This window comes from Saccharopolyspora sp. NPDC002578, from assembly GCF_053592695.1.
Genome location: NZ_JBSFWJ010000039.1, coordinates 34,279 through 48,699 on the forward strand (window position 1 = coordinate 34,279; position 14,421 = coordinate 48,699).

Consider the following 14,421-nt stretch of genomic DNA (forward strand, 5'->3'; position numbering starts at 1 on the left):
CCAGGTGTGGAAGGACGACGTGGAATGTTCAATCTGGCGCTGCTGGCCTCCCGTCCCCCGGAGTGGACCCATGAGCAGTTCATCGAGTGGTGGCGGGGCGAACACGCTGAGGTGACCTACCCGCTGCCGGGTCTGCGGGCGTGGCGGCACACCGCCATCACCAGCGCGTTGGAGCCGCGATCGGAGGGCTGGGACGGGTTGTCCGTGCTGGGCTTCGACTCCGAAGAGGCGGCACGCGCGGCCTTGGCCAGCGAGGAATGGGACGCGGCGATCCGCCACGTCGGGCGCATGCGGGGCAAGCGCCTCGCGGTGCTCGGCGAAGAGCGGGAAATGTTCCTGGGCTGAGTCCCTGAGCCAACGGAGGCGAATGCAATGCGGGAACTGGTGGCCGAACTCGAGTCCAGAGCGGCTGCGACGGACGCGGGCGGCGATGCGGTCGTCGCGGCCGACGACGACGGCGAGCATTCGCTGCGCGAGTTGCTGCACGCCGCCGAGGAACTGTCCACCGCGGTGCGCGATGTGGCCGGACCGCAGGCGACGATCTTGGTGCAGGCGGACAACTCCTGGCGAACCGTGGTCGCCGCCCTCGTCGCGGGCAAGCTGGACGGCACGCTCGGCCTGCTCAGCCACCACGCCACTCGCGCCGAGTACGACGCCGCGTGCGAGGACATCGACCCGGCCGTGGTGATCGCCTCGCCGGAACGCCTCGGCGAGTGGTTACCGGATTCCGAGGGGCCGCAAGTCCTCGACGGGTGGGGCAGCCGGACGCGGCCGGCGAGGCCGGGCCCGCGTTGGAACGGTGGCGTGGTGATCGGCCTGACCAGCGGGTCGACCGGCCGCCCCAAGGGCGTGGTGCAGTCGGAGGCCGCGCTGCGCTACGCCGGGCGCAGCACCATCGACGCGGTCGGCCTCGCCCCTGGTGACTCCGTCGCGGCGCTGGTGCCGCTGTCGTCGGCGGCGGCGTTCTGCTTCGGCCTGTACCTGCCGCTCATGCTCGGCGGCCGCATCGTGTTCCTGGACCGGTGGCATCCGCCGACCGCGCTGCGACTGCTGGCCGAGCACGACGTCCGATGGACGATGTGCGTGCCGACGATGGTCCTGCAGCTGGCGAGCGCGGTGGAGGGCGATCGGCCGCTGCGCGGCGTGCGGGCCATGACGGTCGGCGGCGGGCCGATGGAAGCGGCGGCGCTGGCGCGCGCGGAGGGACGTCTCGGCACCCGGATCCTGCGGGTGTTCGGCATGTCCGAGTGCCTGGGGCACACGTCGCCGCGCATGGACGACCCGGACGAGACGCGCCTGGGCACCGACGGCCGTCCGTTCCCCGGCACGGAGCTGCGCGTGGTCGACCTGGACGGCGCGCCCGTCGCGGCGGGCGAGGTCGGGCGGGCGCAGGTGCGCGGACCATCGCTGTTCCTCGGGTACGCGCGCAGCGGAACCGTCGCGGCACCCGAGGTGACCCCGGACGGTTTCTTCCCGACCGGCGACCTGATGTCGGTGCGCGCCGACGGCGTGGTGTCGGTGCGGGGCAGGGAGAAGAGCGTGATCATCCGCGGTGGCCGGAACATCGACATCGTCGAGGTCGAGACGGCCCTCGCCTCGCACCCCGCCGTCGAGCAGCTGTGCGTCGTGCCGGTGCCGGACGAGCTCCTGGGCGAGCGGGTCGCGGTGCTGATCGTGACGCAGGACGCCGGGTTCGACCTCGACGCCGCGACGGCGCACCTGGACCGGCGCGGGCTGATGAAGGCCAAGTGGCCCGAGTACCTGTTCCGCGTGGACGAGCTGCCGCTGAACCGGGTCGGCAAGCTGTCCCGCGCGGATGCCGCGCGCACGGCCCGCGAGCTCAGCGAGCGCAGCGCGGTCTGACGGCAACGAGAAGCGGGGCCGTCCTTCGAGGTGAAGGACGGCCCCGCTGACCTTCCGGGATTACCGGGCGGCCCAGCCGCCGTCGACGTACAGCTCCGAACCGGTCGTGTAACCGGCGTCGTCGCTGGCCAGGTGGGCGACCGCGGCGGCGACCTCCTCCGGTCGTCCCAACCTGCCCATCGGGGTGTTGGCGAGCATGGCCCGGTGCCGTTCGCCGCCGTCGAAGCGCTCGTGCAGCTGGGCGGTGCCGATGAACCCGGGCACCACCGCGTTGACGCGGACACCGCGCTCGGCCCAGTGCAGCGCGGCGTTCGCGGTCATCGAGCGCACGGCGCCCTTCGCGGCGGCGTAGCCGAAGCTGTTGGCCAAGCCGCCGCCCGTGCCGAGGATCGACGCGATGTTGACGATCGACCCGCCGCCGCTGCGCTCGATCAGCGGGCCGCAATGCTTCATGCCGAGCCAGGTGCCCCGCTGGTCGATGTCGATCACCCGTTCCCAGCGCTCGACCGTCTCGTCCTCGACGGTGGCCAGGCTGCCGATGCCGGCGTTGTTGACCAGCACGTCCAGACCGCCGTGCTCGGCTTCCACCGCCGCCGTGACCTCGTGCCAGCGCTCTTGCTCGGCGACGTCCAGCGCGTGGACCGTCGCCTCGGTGCCCAGCTCGGCGGCGAGCCGTTCGCACGCGGAGACGTCGACGTCCGTGATGATCACCCGTGCGCCCTCGGCCGCGAGTCGGCGGACGATGGGTACGCCGAGTCCACCGGTGGCGCCGGTGACGAGTGCCGTGCTGCCGTCGAGTCGCCTGGTCACATACCCTCCTAGGGAACTGAACTGGAGTCAGTTTAGCCCGTGAGCCGCCCGGCTCCTAGTTGCTCGCACCTATGCAACTGAATTCAGTTCTGTTAATTTGAGGCTCGCTTGAGCGGCCGTCGAGTGCGGAGCGCACGCCGGCAGTGCGCCGATAGGCCCTACCCGGTTCGGCTGTCCCGCTTCGTTCAACTCCGTCGCACCTGGAGGAACCATGCCCGAGGCCTACGTCGTCGAAGCTCTTCGCACGCCGGTCGGACGTCGCGGCGGCGGGCTCAGCGCCGTCCACCCGAACGATCTCGGCGCACGCGTTCTCGCCGCGTTGCTGGAGAGGACCGGTGTCGATCCGGCGTCCGTCGACGACGTGATCTTGGGGTGCGTCGACCAGATGGGTGCGCAGGCCGGGAACGTCGCCCGCAACGCGTGGCTGAGCGCCGGGCTGCCGGAGACGGTCCCCGCGACCACGATCGACCGTCAGTGCGGGTCGTCCCAGCAGGCGATCCACTTCGCCGCGCAGGCCGTGATGTCCGGGACGCAGGACCTCGTCGTCGCCGGTGGTGTCGAGGTGATGTCGCTGGTGCCGATCGCCGGTCCCGCGGTCGTCGGCCAACGAGAGGGGATGGGGTTCCCCTACGGCGGTGACGGTTGGACGCGCCGGTACGGAGATCAGGAGATCTCCCAATTCCGCGGCGCGGAACTCATCGCGCAGGAGTGGGGCATCTCCCGCGGCGACATGGAGCGGTTGGCCTTCGACAGCCACCAGCGCGCCATCGCTGCCACCGAGGACGGTCTTTTCGCCGAAGAGGTCGTGCGGGTGGGTGATGTCGTCGCGGACGAAGGGCCGCGTCCGGACGGTTCGCTGGAGAAGATGGCGGGCCTGAAGCCCCTCCGCGAGGGCGGCCGGCTCACACCCGCCGTGTCGAGCCAGATCTCCGACGGCGCGTCCGCGATGCTGATCGCCTCCGAGAAGGCCGTCGAGGTTCACGGACTCACACCGCTGGCGAGGATTCACACCATGGCGGTCGTGGGGTCCGACCCGGTGTTCATGCTCACCGGCCCGATCCCCGCGACGAAGGCGGTCCTGGCCAAGGCCGGCCTCACGATCGACGAGATCGACCTGTTCGAGGTGAACGAGGCGTTCGCTTCGGTGGTCCTGGCCTGGTTGAAGGAAACCGGGGCTCCTTGGGAGAGGACGAACGTGCTCGGCGGGGCCATCGCGCTGGGCCATCCGCTCGGTGCGACCGGGGGACGGCTCATGACCACCCTGATCCACCACCTCCGCCGGACCGGCGGCCGGTACGGGCTCCAGACCATGTGCGAAGGCGGCGGCATGGCGAACGCGACAGTCGTCGAACGCATCTGACGACACGAGAGGGAGGTCCGAGATGACCGAGGAGCCGTGCGGCGATCGTCGACGGGGGCCGGATGGGGCCATGAGCGGGAACAGCGCGGAGAGATCACCCGTCACCGTCGAGGTGCGGGATTCGATCGCCCACGTGGTCATGCGGCGCGGAGACCGCGGCAACCCCATCGATCTCGTGATGGCGTGCGCACTTCTGGACGCCGCGCGGACCTGCCGCCGCGCGAACGCCCGGGTCGTCCTGCTGCGCGGCGAAGGGCACTCGTTCTGCGTCGGGGGAGACCTCCGCGATTTCGAGGCGGTGGACGTCGAGAAGCGACGGGATCACCTGATCTCCGTCACCGACGCCCTGCACGACGCGCTGCGCGTCTTCGCGTCGATGGAGGCACCGCTCATCGCCGCCGTGCACGGCTCGGTGGCCGGTGCCGGAGTCGGCCTGGCCGCCGCCGCGGACGTGACGATCGCCGCCGCGGACGCGGTGTTCAGGCTCGCCTACACCGGGATCGGCTATTCGCCGGATGCCGGGGTGACCTGGTGGCTACCGCGACTGGTCGGCCCGAAACGAGCCATGGAACTGCTGCTGACCAACCCGCGGATCTCCGCGGACGAGGCGGTCGCCATGGGGCTGATCACCCGCGTCACCGATGGCGAGACGCTGGTCGACGAGGCGCAGCGGCTCGCCGGTCAACTGGCCCGCGGTGCGACGGGAGCGTTCGGCGCCACGAAGCACCTCGTCGCCCAAGGGCTCTCCAGCGGACTCGACACCCAACTGGATCGTGAATCCCGTTCCCTCGCAGCAGCGGCGGTATCACCCGAGGGCGTCGAAGGCTTGGCGGCGTTCCGCGCCAAACGCCCACCCCGCTTCCTCCCACCGCCGGAGGACTGAGCCGCGAAACCCTCCGGCCCGATCGGTCACGACTCCGACGCGGCCTGGAGAACGGCCATCTCGCGGCAGCACCGAACCAAGCTCCAACGCGGCGAAGGGAAGCGCGTGACGAAACTGGACAGGGGGTCGTGGGCCGACAGCGGAGTGGAAACGATCCGGCCGGACGTGCACCGGATTCCACTGCCGCTGCCCAACGACGGTCTCCGGGCCGTCAACATCTACGCCCTCGAAGACGGCGACGACGTCGTCCTGATCGACGGGGGCTGGGCGATCCCGGAGTCGCGCCAGGTGCTCGAAGCCGGGTTGGCCGCGCTCGGCCACGACCTCGGCGACGTCAGCCGCATCCTGGTCACGCACGTGCACCGGGACCACTACACGCAGGCCGTCGAGCTGCGCAGGCTGGTCGGCTCGCGGGTGTACTTGGGAGCCGGGGAACGTCCAGGACTGGACATGCTGGACGAGATCCGCACGGAGGTTCCGGTCACCTCCTTGGACACGCTGCGCCGGGCAGGTGCCGGCGAGCTCGCCGAGCGCGTGCTGCGGGACATGGACCGCGGCGAGTTCGATGCGAGCGTCTGGGAGAAGCCGGATCAATGGCTGGGGCCGGGCGTGGTCCGATTCGAGCGGCACGCGCTGCGCGTGATCCCGACGCCCGGCCATACCCGAGGACATGTCGTGTATCTCGATGAGAGCCGCGGCCTGCTGTACTCCGGTGATCACGTGCTTCCGCACATCACCCCGTCGATCGGCTTCGAGCTGACCACGTCCGGACGGCCGCTCGCGGACTACCTGGACTCGCTGCACCTCGTCACCGCGTTCGCCGACGCGGAGCTGCTGCCGGCGCACGGGCCCGCCGGCGGCAGTGCGCACGCGAGAGTCGCCGAACTCCTCGACCACCACGACGCGCGGCTCGACGACACCATCGACGCGCTCGGCCGCCGCACGAGCGACGCGTCGGCGGTGGCGCGGGATCTGATGTGGACCAGGCACGCGGTCCCGTTCGCCGAGCTCAACGCCTTCAACCAGATGCTCGCGGTGAACGAGACGGCCGCGCACCTCGACGTGCTGGTCGAACGCGGACGACTCGCGGTCGAGCTGGTGGAGGGAGTGCAGCGGTACGTGCGGACCGACGACGACGGCACCGGTGACTCGCGCTGAACGAACCCGGGACCGTACTCACAGGGAGGTGGGAATGCAGCTGCTCGCAGGGAAATCCGTGCTGGTGACCGGCGCGGCCCGCGGTCTCGGTGCCGCCATCGCCGACGCGTGCGTGCGGCACGGCGCGCGCGTACTGCTCACCGACGTGCTGAGCGAAGAACTGGCGCAGACCGCTGCCGGGCTGGGGAAGTCCGCGGCGTGCCACCCGCTCGACGTGGGCGATCCCGCCGCATGGGCGGAAGTCGCCGGTGTCGTGCGCCGCGATTTCGGACGGCTCGACGTCCTCGTCAACAACGCCGGACTCATCGTCGGGAAGACGCTCGCCCAGTCCAGCCACGCCGATCTCGAACGCGGCTTCCGGGTCAACGTGATGGGAACGTTCCTCGGCCTGCAGACGTTCGCCGAGCTCCACCGGGACAGCGGGGCCCGAAGCGGGTCCGTGGTCAACGTCGCTTCCACGCGCGGCTTGATCGGCGGTGCGGGTGCCACGACGTACTCCGCGACGAAGTTCGGCGTGCGCGGGCTCACCAAGTCGGCCGCGGTGGAGCTCGGACCACTGGGAATCCGGGTCAACGCCCTCTGCCCAGGGCCGATCGACAGCGGCATGAGCGTCGGTGACCCGCAGTTCGCGCAGGCGGATTGGGGCGCGTACGCGGCGAAGCTGCCGTTGGGGCGGCTCGGGCGTCCGTCGGACATCGGTGAAGCGGCGGCGTGGCTGGGTTCGGACCTGAGCGCGTTCGTCACCGGTGTGGACCTCCCGGTCGACGGAGGCCTGACGGCGACCTCGTACGGCATCGAACTGAAGGGGAGCGAGCCGTGACTCCACAGCGGATTCTCATCACCGGTGCGGGCAGCGGCATCGGACGCGCAACGGCGGAGCGCTTCGCCCGGGACGGCGCGTCCGTCGTGGTCTGCGACGTGCGTGGCGAAGCCGCAGCGGCGGTCGCCGACGCGCTAGGGGAGGCGTGCGTCGGCGTGGAGTGCGACGTGAGCGACGAGGACAGCGTCGCCCACGCGATGATGGTGGCCGCAGAGCGGTTCGGCGGGCTTGATTCGGTCGTCGCCGCGGCCGGCATCGTGATCGGCGGTCCCGCCCACGAGATGTCGTCGGAGTCCTGGCACGACCTCGTCAACGTCAACCTCACCGGAACGTTCTTCACGGCCAAGCACGGCTTGCGGCACCTGCTCGCTGCCGGTGGCGGCTCCCTCGTCACCGTCGGGTCGGTCGGATCGCTCGTCGCCGCTGGGCGCAGCGCCGCCTACGACGCGACGAAGGGCGGCGTCGTGCAGCTGACGCGCGGCATCGCGGCGGAGTACGCCGACCGCGGAATCCGGGCCAACTGCGTGTGCCCCGGTCACGTCTCGACGAACCTGACGACCAACAGCGAGGACGTCTACGGTGCCTCAGTCGTACCGGCGGGCCCGCAGCGGTGGACGACTCCGCCGCTGCACCGCGCCGGATCGCCGGAGGAGATCGCGAACGTCATCGCTTTCCTGTGCTCCCCAGGCGCATCGTTCATGACCGGCGCCGCCGTGCCCGTCGACGGCGGCTACACGGCGGTCTGACCGGAGATCACCTGCACGCCCGAGGCCGGTGACCTCAACGGGTCCCACGCGGATGTGGAAGAGGAGCCTCTGGGCATGAAGGGCTGATCAGCTGCTGACCTTGTCCAATCCCGTCCGGAGCCGGGCGAGGGTGCCCTCGACGTCGCCGAGCTTGTCGAGCCCGAACAGGCCGATGCGGAAGGTGGAGAATTCGGCCGGCTCGTCGCAGTGCAGTGGTACTCCGGCCGCGATCTGGATACCGGCTTCCTTGAAGGCGGCACCGCTGCGCAGCTGCGGGTCTTCGGTGTGGACGACCACCACGCTGGGGGCTGCGAACTCGTCGGTGGCGACCGAGGGGAGCCCGTGTTCAGCGAGGAGCTTGCGAACGCGGCTGCCGAGGTCGACCTGCGCGGCGCGGAGGTCCTCGAGTCCGCGATCGCGGGTCGCGAGCATGAGCTCCAGGTTGTGCGCGAGGGTGTCGGTCGGCATGGTCGCGTGGTACGGGGTCTGGCCCTGCGTGTACGCGTCCGCGATCGACAGCCACTTCTTCAAGTCAGCGGAGAAGCTCGTTGACGTGCCGGCCTCGACCGCCGCCCGCCCGGCCTCGCTGAGCATGACGTAGCTGGCGCAGGGGGAGCCGCTCCAGCCCTTCTGCGGGGCGCTCAGCAGAACGTCGACGCCGAGGTCGGCCATGTCGACCCAGAGCGCTCCGGAGGCGATGCAGTCCAGGACCAGCAGCCCACCGACCTCGTGGGTGGTCTCGGCGAGGCGGCGGAGGTAGTCGTCCGGCAGCAACATGCCCGCGGCGGTCTCGACGTGCGGCGCGAAGACCACCTCGGGCCGCTGCTCGCGGATGGCGGAGACGACCTCGTCGATCGGTGCCGGCCGCCACGGGGCCTGATGCGACTCATCGATCGGTCGTGCCCGGCATACCGCGTGTTCCTGCGCGATCGACCCCATGTCGAGGATCTGCGACCAGCGGTAGGAGAAGAGCCCGTTGCGCACCACGAGGCAGCGGCGGCCGGTCGCGAGCTGGCGGGCGACGGCCTCCATGCCGTAGGTGCCACCTCCCGGCACCAGCGCAACGCTGTGCGCTCGGTAGGTCGTGCGCAGGACGTCGACGATGCCCTGCATCACGCCCACGAAGCGCTGGGACATGTGATTGAGCGAGTGGTCGGTGAACACCACCGAGTACTCGAGCAGTCCACCGGGATCGATGTCGTCATGAGGCAGTGCCATGCCCGTAGCCTGGCACATGCGGGGGAGTCGGCTGCGGACAGCATCGTGGGCCGAATCCTTCCCCCGCGGCATGCGACCTCGTGCCGCACCTCGTCATCGCGGGCGGCGCAGTCCGTCCAGCACGAGGGTGATCACATCGTCGGCCTCAGCTCGCCAACCGGGCCGGTCATGGGCCGCACCGATGCCGTGCAGCGCCATCATCACGGCACCGGCATCCACGTCGTCGCGAACGGTGCCGTCCCGCACCGCGGCGGCCACGAGGTCGGTGACCGCCTGCTCCAGCGCCCTGCTGCCCTCGGCGAGGGTGCCGGAGCGATCGGCCCAGAGCGTGGCCAGCGTCCGGGCCAGGCCCTCGTGGGCGGCTATGTGGTCGACCATGCCGCGTAGGAAAGCCGCCAAAGCCTCCGCCGCGGGCAGCGTGGCCTGCAGCTGGCGGGCGAGGTCGCACAGCGTGGCGACCTCGCCGTGGTAGACCGCCTCGGCCAGCGCCTCCCGAGTGGGGAAATGGCGGTACAGCGTGCCGGTGCCCACCCCGGCCATCCGAGCGAAGTCATCGAAGCGCAGGTCGAAGAAGCCTCCGGCGTCGAAGACCTCCCGGGCCGTCGCGAGCAGGGCCTCGCGCTTGCGTTGGGCGTCGGCCCGCAGTGGCTTGTCGGCGGTCATGCGTACCTCCCGTTGACAAGTGGAGACGGTCTCCATATTTTGAAAATGGAGATTGTCTCCGAATCGACCGTACCCCACGAGGTGCAGTGTGAAGATCTTGATGTTCGGCCGCGGCGTGATCGCCACCATCTACGGCTGGGCCCTGGAACGGGCTGGTCATAGCGTCGAGTTCTACGTCCGGCCGGGCCGCGCGGCGTCGTACGGAGGCGCGGTGAACCTCGACCTGATCGATATGCGACGCCGGGTGTGGGGGCAGCGCGTCGCGGAGCGGTGGCCGGTGCGCTACCGCGAAGCGCTGGAGCCGGACCACGACTTCGACCTGATCGTGCTCAGCGTGCCGCACCACCGCCTCCCGGAGGCGACGGCCTTCCTGTCCCCGCGCGTCGGCCGGGCCACGGTGCTGATCTTCGGCAATCTCTGGACCGAGCCGCTCGCCGCGATCGGTGCACTCCCGCCCGACCAGATCGCCTGGGGCTTTCCTCAGGCCGGTGGCGGTTTCGGCGTGGACGACGTGCTCCACGGGGCTCTGCTGCGGTCGGTCGTCTTCGGCACCCTCGGCCGGCCCCCGACAGGCCGGGAACAGGTCGTGCGTCAGGCGTTTCGCGAGGCCGGGCTCCGGAGCAAAGAGCGGCCCGACTTCCACGGCTGGCTGTGGGTCCATTTCGTGTCGGATGCCGGCATGTTCTCGCAGGGCCTGCGGCGGGGTTCCCTGTCCGAACTGGCCGGGGCGAGGGGCGACCTGCGCGAGGCACTGCTGGCCGGCCGCGAACTGCTGCCGCTCCTCCAGGCGCGCGACCTCGACCTGCGACGGCACCGGGGCGCTCTGCTGCCGTTCCGGGCGCCCACCTGGCTCACCGCCCCCGCGCTCGCCTGGCTGACCGCTCATGTCCCGCCCGCGCGCGTGAGCCTCACGATGCACGACGACCCCGATGCCGAGGAGCCGCGCGAGGTCTGCCGAGACGTCCTGGCCGAAGCACGACGGCTGGGCATCTCCGTACCGCGGTTGGAAGCAGCGGAACCGCACTTCGCCCGCGAGGAGACGGGTTCCTGATTTTGCCGATGTTGTCGGCGGTCCGTCGCGGTCATGCGCTCACCTCCGCCGTGGCGGCGCCGAACCACGCGGTCAGGGCCTGGCGGAGGGATCGGGTGTCGGGCCGGGCGGCGTTCGATGCCCAGGCCGTGTAGCCGTCCGGGCGCAGGAGCATCGCGGTGGTCGAGGTGTCGGCGCGACCGGTGACGATCTGCACCCGGTCCCGCCAGCCGGAAAGCGCATCGCCGAGCGAGCCGGTCGTGTCCACCAGGAGGGGGCTGGCGCCCGCGGTCAGCTCCGCCAGCCGGACGGAACCGTCGATGGTGTCGAGCCGCAGGTCCGGCGCCCACCGGCCGACCAGCGGGTGCTCGTCGCCGGTGCCCATCTCGTAGCGGACGTCCGCTCCGGACATCATGTCCGCGATGTGCTGGACGTTGCGCGGTTCCTGGAGGATTTCGCCGAACAGGTCCCGCAGCGCGGTGATCTCGTCGCCGGGGGAGAGCAGTGCGGACTGGGCGCGGGTGTGCATGACGACCCGCCGGGCCACCGTTCGCCGTTCGGTTTCGTAGCTGTCGAGCAGGCCGGTCGGCGCCCAGCCCCGCAGTTCGGCTGCGAGCTTCCAGCCGAGGTTGACGGCGTCCTGCAGCCCGAGGTTCAGCCCGGGACCGCCGATCGCCGAGTGCACGTGGGCCGCGTCGCCGACCAGCAGCACCCGGCGGTCCCGGAACCGGTCGGCCAGCCGGGTGTTGCTGCTGGTCAACCGGCGCAGCTGGTGCGGGCCGTCACCTTCGGGCGGGCCGAGCGCCAGGTCGGTGCCGAGCACCCGGCTCGCGCTCTCACGCAGGTCGTTCACCGTCATCGCCTGGTCGGCCGGTTCCGCGTTCCATTCCATTGTGGACACCAATGGTGCCTTCCCGGGGAACGGGGCGTAGGCGAGCACGCCGCGCTCGGTGCGGTGGTGGATGAACGGTGGCACCAGGCCGTACCCGGGCACGTTCAGTCCCAGGGTCGCCGGGTCCACCAGTGACGGCGGAACGGTGACGTGTGCCAGGCGGGAGACGACGCCGTCGGTGGTGGCGCCGGGGAATCCGATGCCGGAGAGCTTGCGCGTCGGGCTGTGCCCAGCATCCGCGCCGACCAGGTAGCGGACGCGCAATCGGTGCGGTCCGTCCGGCCCGATGACGTCGATGGTGACGGAATCGGTGTCCTGGGCCAGCCCGACGAGCTCGTGCCCGCGACGGATCTCCGCGCCGAGTTCGACCGCGCGTTCCTCCAGCACCTGCTCGATCCGGCGTTGCGGCACGCCCAGCGCGTACATCGGGTTGTCGTCGAGGGCCTCCAGATCGAGCCGCATCACCCCGAACGCGAACGCGGGGATCGGTTGCGGCGGAACGGTATTCCCGTTGAGGCGCTGGTACAGACCCCGGCGATCGAGCATCCGCACCACCTGGCCGACCAGTCCGTTGGCGCGGTGTTGCGACGTCCGCTCCGGCAGACGTTCGAGCACCAGGGGCTTGATCCCGGCCAAGCTCAGCTCGCAGGCCAGCATCAGCCCGTTCGGTCCGGCGCCTGCGATGACGACATCGGTGGTCACGGATTTTTCCTTGCTGTCGTGGGGGAAACGGCGCGCCGGCCGGCCCGGCGGCACTGTGGCGTCCAGTGGTGGTCGGGATTACGGCACGGGCAACCCTGCGGCGAGTTGCCGGAGCGCGTCGCGCAGCACCGGTGCCATCGGGGTGGGTTCGGCGGCTCTCAGCCTGTGCTCGGTGGCTACCGCGATCGCAGCCCCCACCACCCCCGCCGCCAGCCGCGGATGCAGGTCGCGGGCCGGGTCGGCGCCGGTGCGCTCGGCGACGGCCGCGGCGAGCTCGGCCTCGGCCGCGGCGTTGGCCTTCATGAAATCGCCTTGCAGCGCCGGTTCCGAGACCATCAGGCGCACGCCGTCGATCCACTGCTGCTCCGGTTCGTGCTCGCCAGTGCCCTGGCCCGGCGCGAACCGCGCCAAAGCGGCGTTGGTGATGGCCGTCCACAACGGCTCGGACGCGGGCCGAGCCCGCAGCTCCACCGCGATCTGGCGCGCCCGCTCCAGGTGCCGCGCGGCGATCGCTTCACCCTTGCCGCCGAAGTAGTTGTTGAAGGTGCGGGTGGAGACGCCGACCTCGGCGGCGATGTCCTCCACTCGCACGTTGTCGAGCCCGCGCTCCACCGCGAGCCGGATGGCCGCCCAGCTCAGAGCGAGCCGGGCTTCCTGCTTCTTGCGCTCGCGCAAGCCGATCCGCGCTGCGTCCATGCCGACGACCGCACCGACAACTTGCGCATTGCGCAAAAATGCGCGACCGGAAAGTTTCAGTCGGCTCGGCCACCAGTGCCGGTTTACCCAGGGGTACGGGCCGGCCGACGAGGTCGAGCATCCGGCGGGCCGGGGTCCGCGGCCTCAGGGCGTGGCGACGCCAACGATCCCTCCGCCGATCACGCAGAAGTCGTACATCGGTTCAGCTCTCCAGGATGGGGTGGTCTAGCAGCGACCTCGTTCCCGCCCGGTCGCAGATCGCCGCGATCTTCGCGATGAGGGTGTCGGGCAACGGGATTCCGTCCGCACGTCGCCGCTCGCGGCTGGCCCTCTCGGGGTCCCCCGCGACCTGGACCGGGGTCCCCTCTTCGGCAGGGGCGGTGGCGCGCAGCATGTCGAGAAGCTCGTCGACGTCGGCGAGGAATTCCCCGCCAGGGCGGAAGAAATCGGCGTCGAGGGCGAGGAAGAAGTGCCCGATGTCCCCGACCGCCCCGGGCCGACGGGTGGCGGCGAGGTCGGCCCCGGACAGGGCGGCGGAGAGGATCTGCACCATCACCGCGAGCCCGTACCCCTTGTGGCCTCCGTGGGTGCCCGTCCCGCCGAGCGGTGTCAGGCCACCGTTCTCGCGTTCGTGGATGTAGGTCATCGCCTCGGCGGGGTCGGTCACGGGGCCGCCGGATTCGTCGACGACCCACCCCTCGGGCATCGTCGTGCCCTGCAGGTCGTACACCTTCACCTTGTTCGAGGCGACCGTGCTCGTCGACATGTCCAGCAGGAACGGCGGGTTGGTGCGGGCGGGCGCGGCGAAGGCGATGGGGTTGGTGGTCAGCCTCGGCACCGCCCCGCCGGTGGGCACCACGCCGGCGACCTTCGCCGAGGTGGTGACCAGCCCCACCAGTCCCGCTTCGGCGGCGAGGCCGGCGTAGTAGCCGGCCGCACCGAAATGACGCGAGTTGTGCACCGACACGATCCCGACACCGGCGACGCGAGCCTTGTCGATGGCGAGGTTCATCGCCCTGACCCCGGCCACGTGGCCGAGGCCTCCTCCGGCGTCCAGCAGCGCCATCGCGGCGTTCTCACGCTCCACACCCGGGCGGGCTTGCAGATCGAGATGCCCCTCGTCCCACAACCTCTCGTACATCATCAGCATCGAGATCCCGTGGGAGTCGATTCCCGAGAGGTCGGCGTACACCATCGCCTCCGCGGTGGTCGCGACGTGCTCGGCGGGCATTCCCCACGCCGTCAGAACACCGGCGATCTGCGCGCGGACGGTCCTTTCGCTGAACCGCTTCACTCGCTGTTCTTCCACCCGCGCACGTAGGCCAGCGCCATGGTGAGCACGCCGAAGCCCGCCGAAATCGCGAACAGGGTCGGCTGCAGTGCGTTCGCAGCACCCTCGACCAGGCCGGCGTTCACGGTGAGCAGCCCGACGATCTGGACCAGCACCACCACCGCACCCAGCGCGAGCATGGTGATCAGCGTGAGTTTGAAGCCGGCCGACAGCACGGCATCGGCCCGTCGGCGCAGCGGGCGCCGCTCGGTTTCCTCGGTCACAGGGGGCATCGGTGGGCCTCCGATCG

General features: G+C 70.8%; 15 protein-coding genes. 8 read left to right on the forward strand and 7 right to left on the reverse strand.

Features of this window, described 5'->3' with window-relative positions; genetic code table 11:
- The first annotated feature begins 24 nt into the window (after positions 1 to 24).
- Both ACWD38_RS18940 and ACWD38_RS18945 read left to right on the forward strand, forming a co-directional pair.
- Positions 25 to 345, forward strand: a complete 321-nt coding sequence (locus tag ACWD38_RS18940) for an EthD family reductase (protein ID WP_184479707.1) — start codon at positions 25 to 27, stop codon at positions 343 to 345.
- Positions 346 to 372: 27 nt separating this feature from the next.
- A complete protein-coding gene (locus ACWD38_RS18945) occupies positions 373 to 1,863 on the forward strand; it encodes a class I adenylate-forming enzyme family protein (protein ID WP_450124570.1) in 1,491 nt (496 codons plus the stop codon).
- A 60-nt stretch (positions 1,864 to 1,923) separates the two neighbouring features.
- Here ACWD38_RS18945 and ACWD38_RS18950 read toward each other — a convergent pair whose 3' ends face one another.
- Positions 1,924 to 2,673: an SDR family NAD(P)-dependent oxidoreductase gene (locus ACWD38_RS18950; RefSeq protein WP_450124571.1), complete on the reverse strand. Its 750-nt coding sequence runs from the start codon at positions 2,671 to 2,673 to the stop codon at positions 1,924 to 1,926.
- 211 nt (positions 2,674 to 2,884) lie between these two features.
- Here ACWD38_RS18950 and ACWD38_RS18955 point away from each other — a divergent pair, with 211 nt between their 5' ends.
- From ACWD38_RS18955 to ACWD38_RS18975, 5 genes are all read left to right on the forward strand, one after another.
- The gene (locus ACWD38_RS18955; RefSeq protein WP_184479704.1) at positions 2,885 to 4,033 is read left to right on the forward strand and encodes an acetyl-CoA C-acetyltransferase; all 1,149 of its coding nucleotides are present in this window, start codon (positions 2,885 to 2,887) and stop codon (positions 4,031 to 4,033) included.
- Positions 4,034 to 4,103: 70 nt separating this feature from the next.
- Positions 4,104 to 4,916: an enoyl-CoA hydratase/isomerase family protein gene (locus ACWD38_RS18960; protein WP_450124572.1), complete on the forward strand. Its 813-nt coding sequence runs from the start codon at positions 4,104 to 4,106 to the stop codon at positions 4,914 to 4,916.
- A 105-nt stretch (positions 4,917 to 5,021) separates the two neighbouring features.
- A complete protein-coding gene (locus ACWD38_RS18965) occupies positions 5,022 to 6,074 on the forward strand; it encodes an MBL fold metallo-hydrolase (protein WP_450124573.1) in 1,053 nt (350 codons plus the stop codon).
- A gap of 34 nt (positions 6,075 to 6,108) precedes the next feature.
- Positions 6,109 to 6,894, forward strand: a complete 786-nt coding sequence (locus ACWD38_RS18970; protein ID WP_450124574.1) for an SDR family NAD(P)-dependent oxidoreductase — start codon at positions 6,109 to 6,111, stop codon at positions 6,892 to 6,894.
- Positions 6,891 to 7,640 (forward strand): SDR family oxidoreductase, encoded by a 750-nt coding sequence (locus ACWD38_RS18975; RefSeq protein WP_184479700.1) that lies wholly within the window; start codon positions 6,891 to 6,893, stop codon positions 7,638 to 7,640. Before ACWD38_RS18970 ends, ACWD38_RS18975 begins: the two co-directional genes overlap by 4 nt.
- An 87-nt stretch (positions 7,641 to 7,727) precedes the next feature.
- Here ACWD38_RS18975 and ACWD38_RS18980 read toward each other — a convergent pair whose 3' ends face one another.
- Together ACWD38_RS18980 and ACWD38_RS18985 are read right to left on the reverse strand one after the other, a co-directional pair.
- Entirely contained in the window at positions 7,728 to 8,858 is a 1,131-nt protein-coding gene (locus ACWD38_RS18980) for a hypothetical protein (protein WP_450124575.1), read from the reverse strand.
- Positions 8,859 to 8,951: 93 nt separating this feature from the next.
- Positions 8,952 to 9,521, reverse strand: coding sequence for a TetR/AcrR family transcriptional regulator (locus ACWD38_RS18985; protein WP_450124576.1), 570 nt, complete (start codon positions 9,519 to 9,521; stop codon positions 8,952 to 8,954).
- Between the two features lie 88 nt (positions 9,522 to 9,609).
- Here ACWD38_RS18985 and ACWD38_RS18990 point away from each other — a divergent pair, with 88 nt between their 5' ends.
- Positions 9,610 to 10,572 (forward strand): ketopantoate reductase family protein, encoded by a 963-nt coding sequence (locus ACWD38_RS18990; protein ID WP_450124577.1) that lies wholly within the window; start codon positions 9,610 to 9,612, stop codon positions 10,570 to 10,572.
- Between the two features lie 31 nt (positions 10,573 to 10,603).
- Here the strand turns inward: ACWD38_RS18990 and ACWD38_RS18995 are convergent, their stop codons facing one another.
- The 4 genes from ACWD38_RS18995 to ACWD38_RS19010 all read right to left on the reverse strand — a co-directional run bounded on the left by ACWD38_RS18995 (position 10,604) and on the right by ACWD38_RS19010 (position 14,395).
- Entirely contained in the window at positions 10,604 to 12,145 is a 1,542-nt protein-coding gene (locus ACWD38_RS18995) for an FAD-dependent monooxygenase (protein ID WP_450124578.1), read from the reverse strand.
- A gap of 78 nt (positions 12,146 to 12,223) precedes the next feature.
- On the reverse strand, positions 12,224 to 12,841 hold the full coding sequence (locus tag ACWD38_RS19000; protein ID WP_450124579.1) for an acyl-CoA-like ligand-binding transcription factor: 618 nt from the start codon (positions 12,839 to 12,841) through the stop codon (positions 12,224 to 12,226).
- A gap of 202 nt (positions 12,842 to 13,043) precedes the next feature.
- Complete coding sequence (locus tag ACWD38_RS19005) at positions 13,044 to 14,135, reverse strand: Ldh family oxidoreductase (RefSeq protein WP_450124580.1); 1,092 nt, start codon at positions 14,133 to 14,135, stop codon at positions 13,044 to 13,046.
- A complete protein-coding gene (locus tag ACWD38_RS19010; RefSeq protein WP_450124581.1) occupies positions 14,132 to 14,395 on the reverse strand; it encodes a hypothetical protein in 264 nt (87 codons plus the stop codon). Before ACWD38_RS19010 ends, ACWD38_RS19005 begins: the two co-directional genes overlap by 4 nt.
- Positions 14,396 to 14,421 lie beyond the last annotated feature (26 nt).

Coding starts and splice junctions, on each gene's coding strand:
- ACWD38_RS18940 (WP_184479707.1), top strand. CDS start 25: ATGTTCAATCTGGCGCTGCTGGCCTCCCGTCCCCCGGAGTGGACCCAT.
- ACWD38_RS18945 (WP_450124570.1), top strand. CDS start 373: ATGCGGGAACTGGTGGCCGAACTCGAGTCCAGAGCGGCTGCGACGGAC.
- ACWD38_RS18955 (WP_184479704.1), top strand. CDS start 2,885: ATGCCCGAGGCCTACGTCGTCGAAGCTCTTCGCACGCCGGTCGGACGT.
- ACWD38_RS18960 (WP_450124572.1), top strand. CDS start 4,104: ATGAGCGGGAACAGCGCGGAGAGATCACCCGTCACCGTCGAGGTGCGG.
- ACWD38_RS18970 (WP_450124574.1), top strand. CDS start 6,109: ATGCAGCTGCTCGCAGGGAAATCCGTGCTGGTGACCGGCGCGGCCCGC.
- ACWD38_RS18980 (WP_450124575.1), bottom strand. CDS start 8,858: ATGGCACTGCCTCATGACGACATCGATCCCGGTGGACTGCTCGAGTAC.
- ACWD38_RS18985 (WP_450124576.1), bottom strand. CDS start 9,521: ATGACCGCCGACAAGCCACTGCGGGCCGACGCCCAACGCAAGCGCGAG.
- ACWD38_RS19000 (WP_450124579.1), bottom strand. CDS start 12,841: ATGGACGCAGCGCGGATCGGCTTGCGCGAGCGCAAGAAGCAGGAAGCC.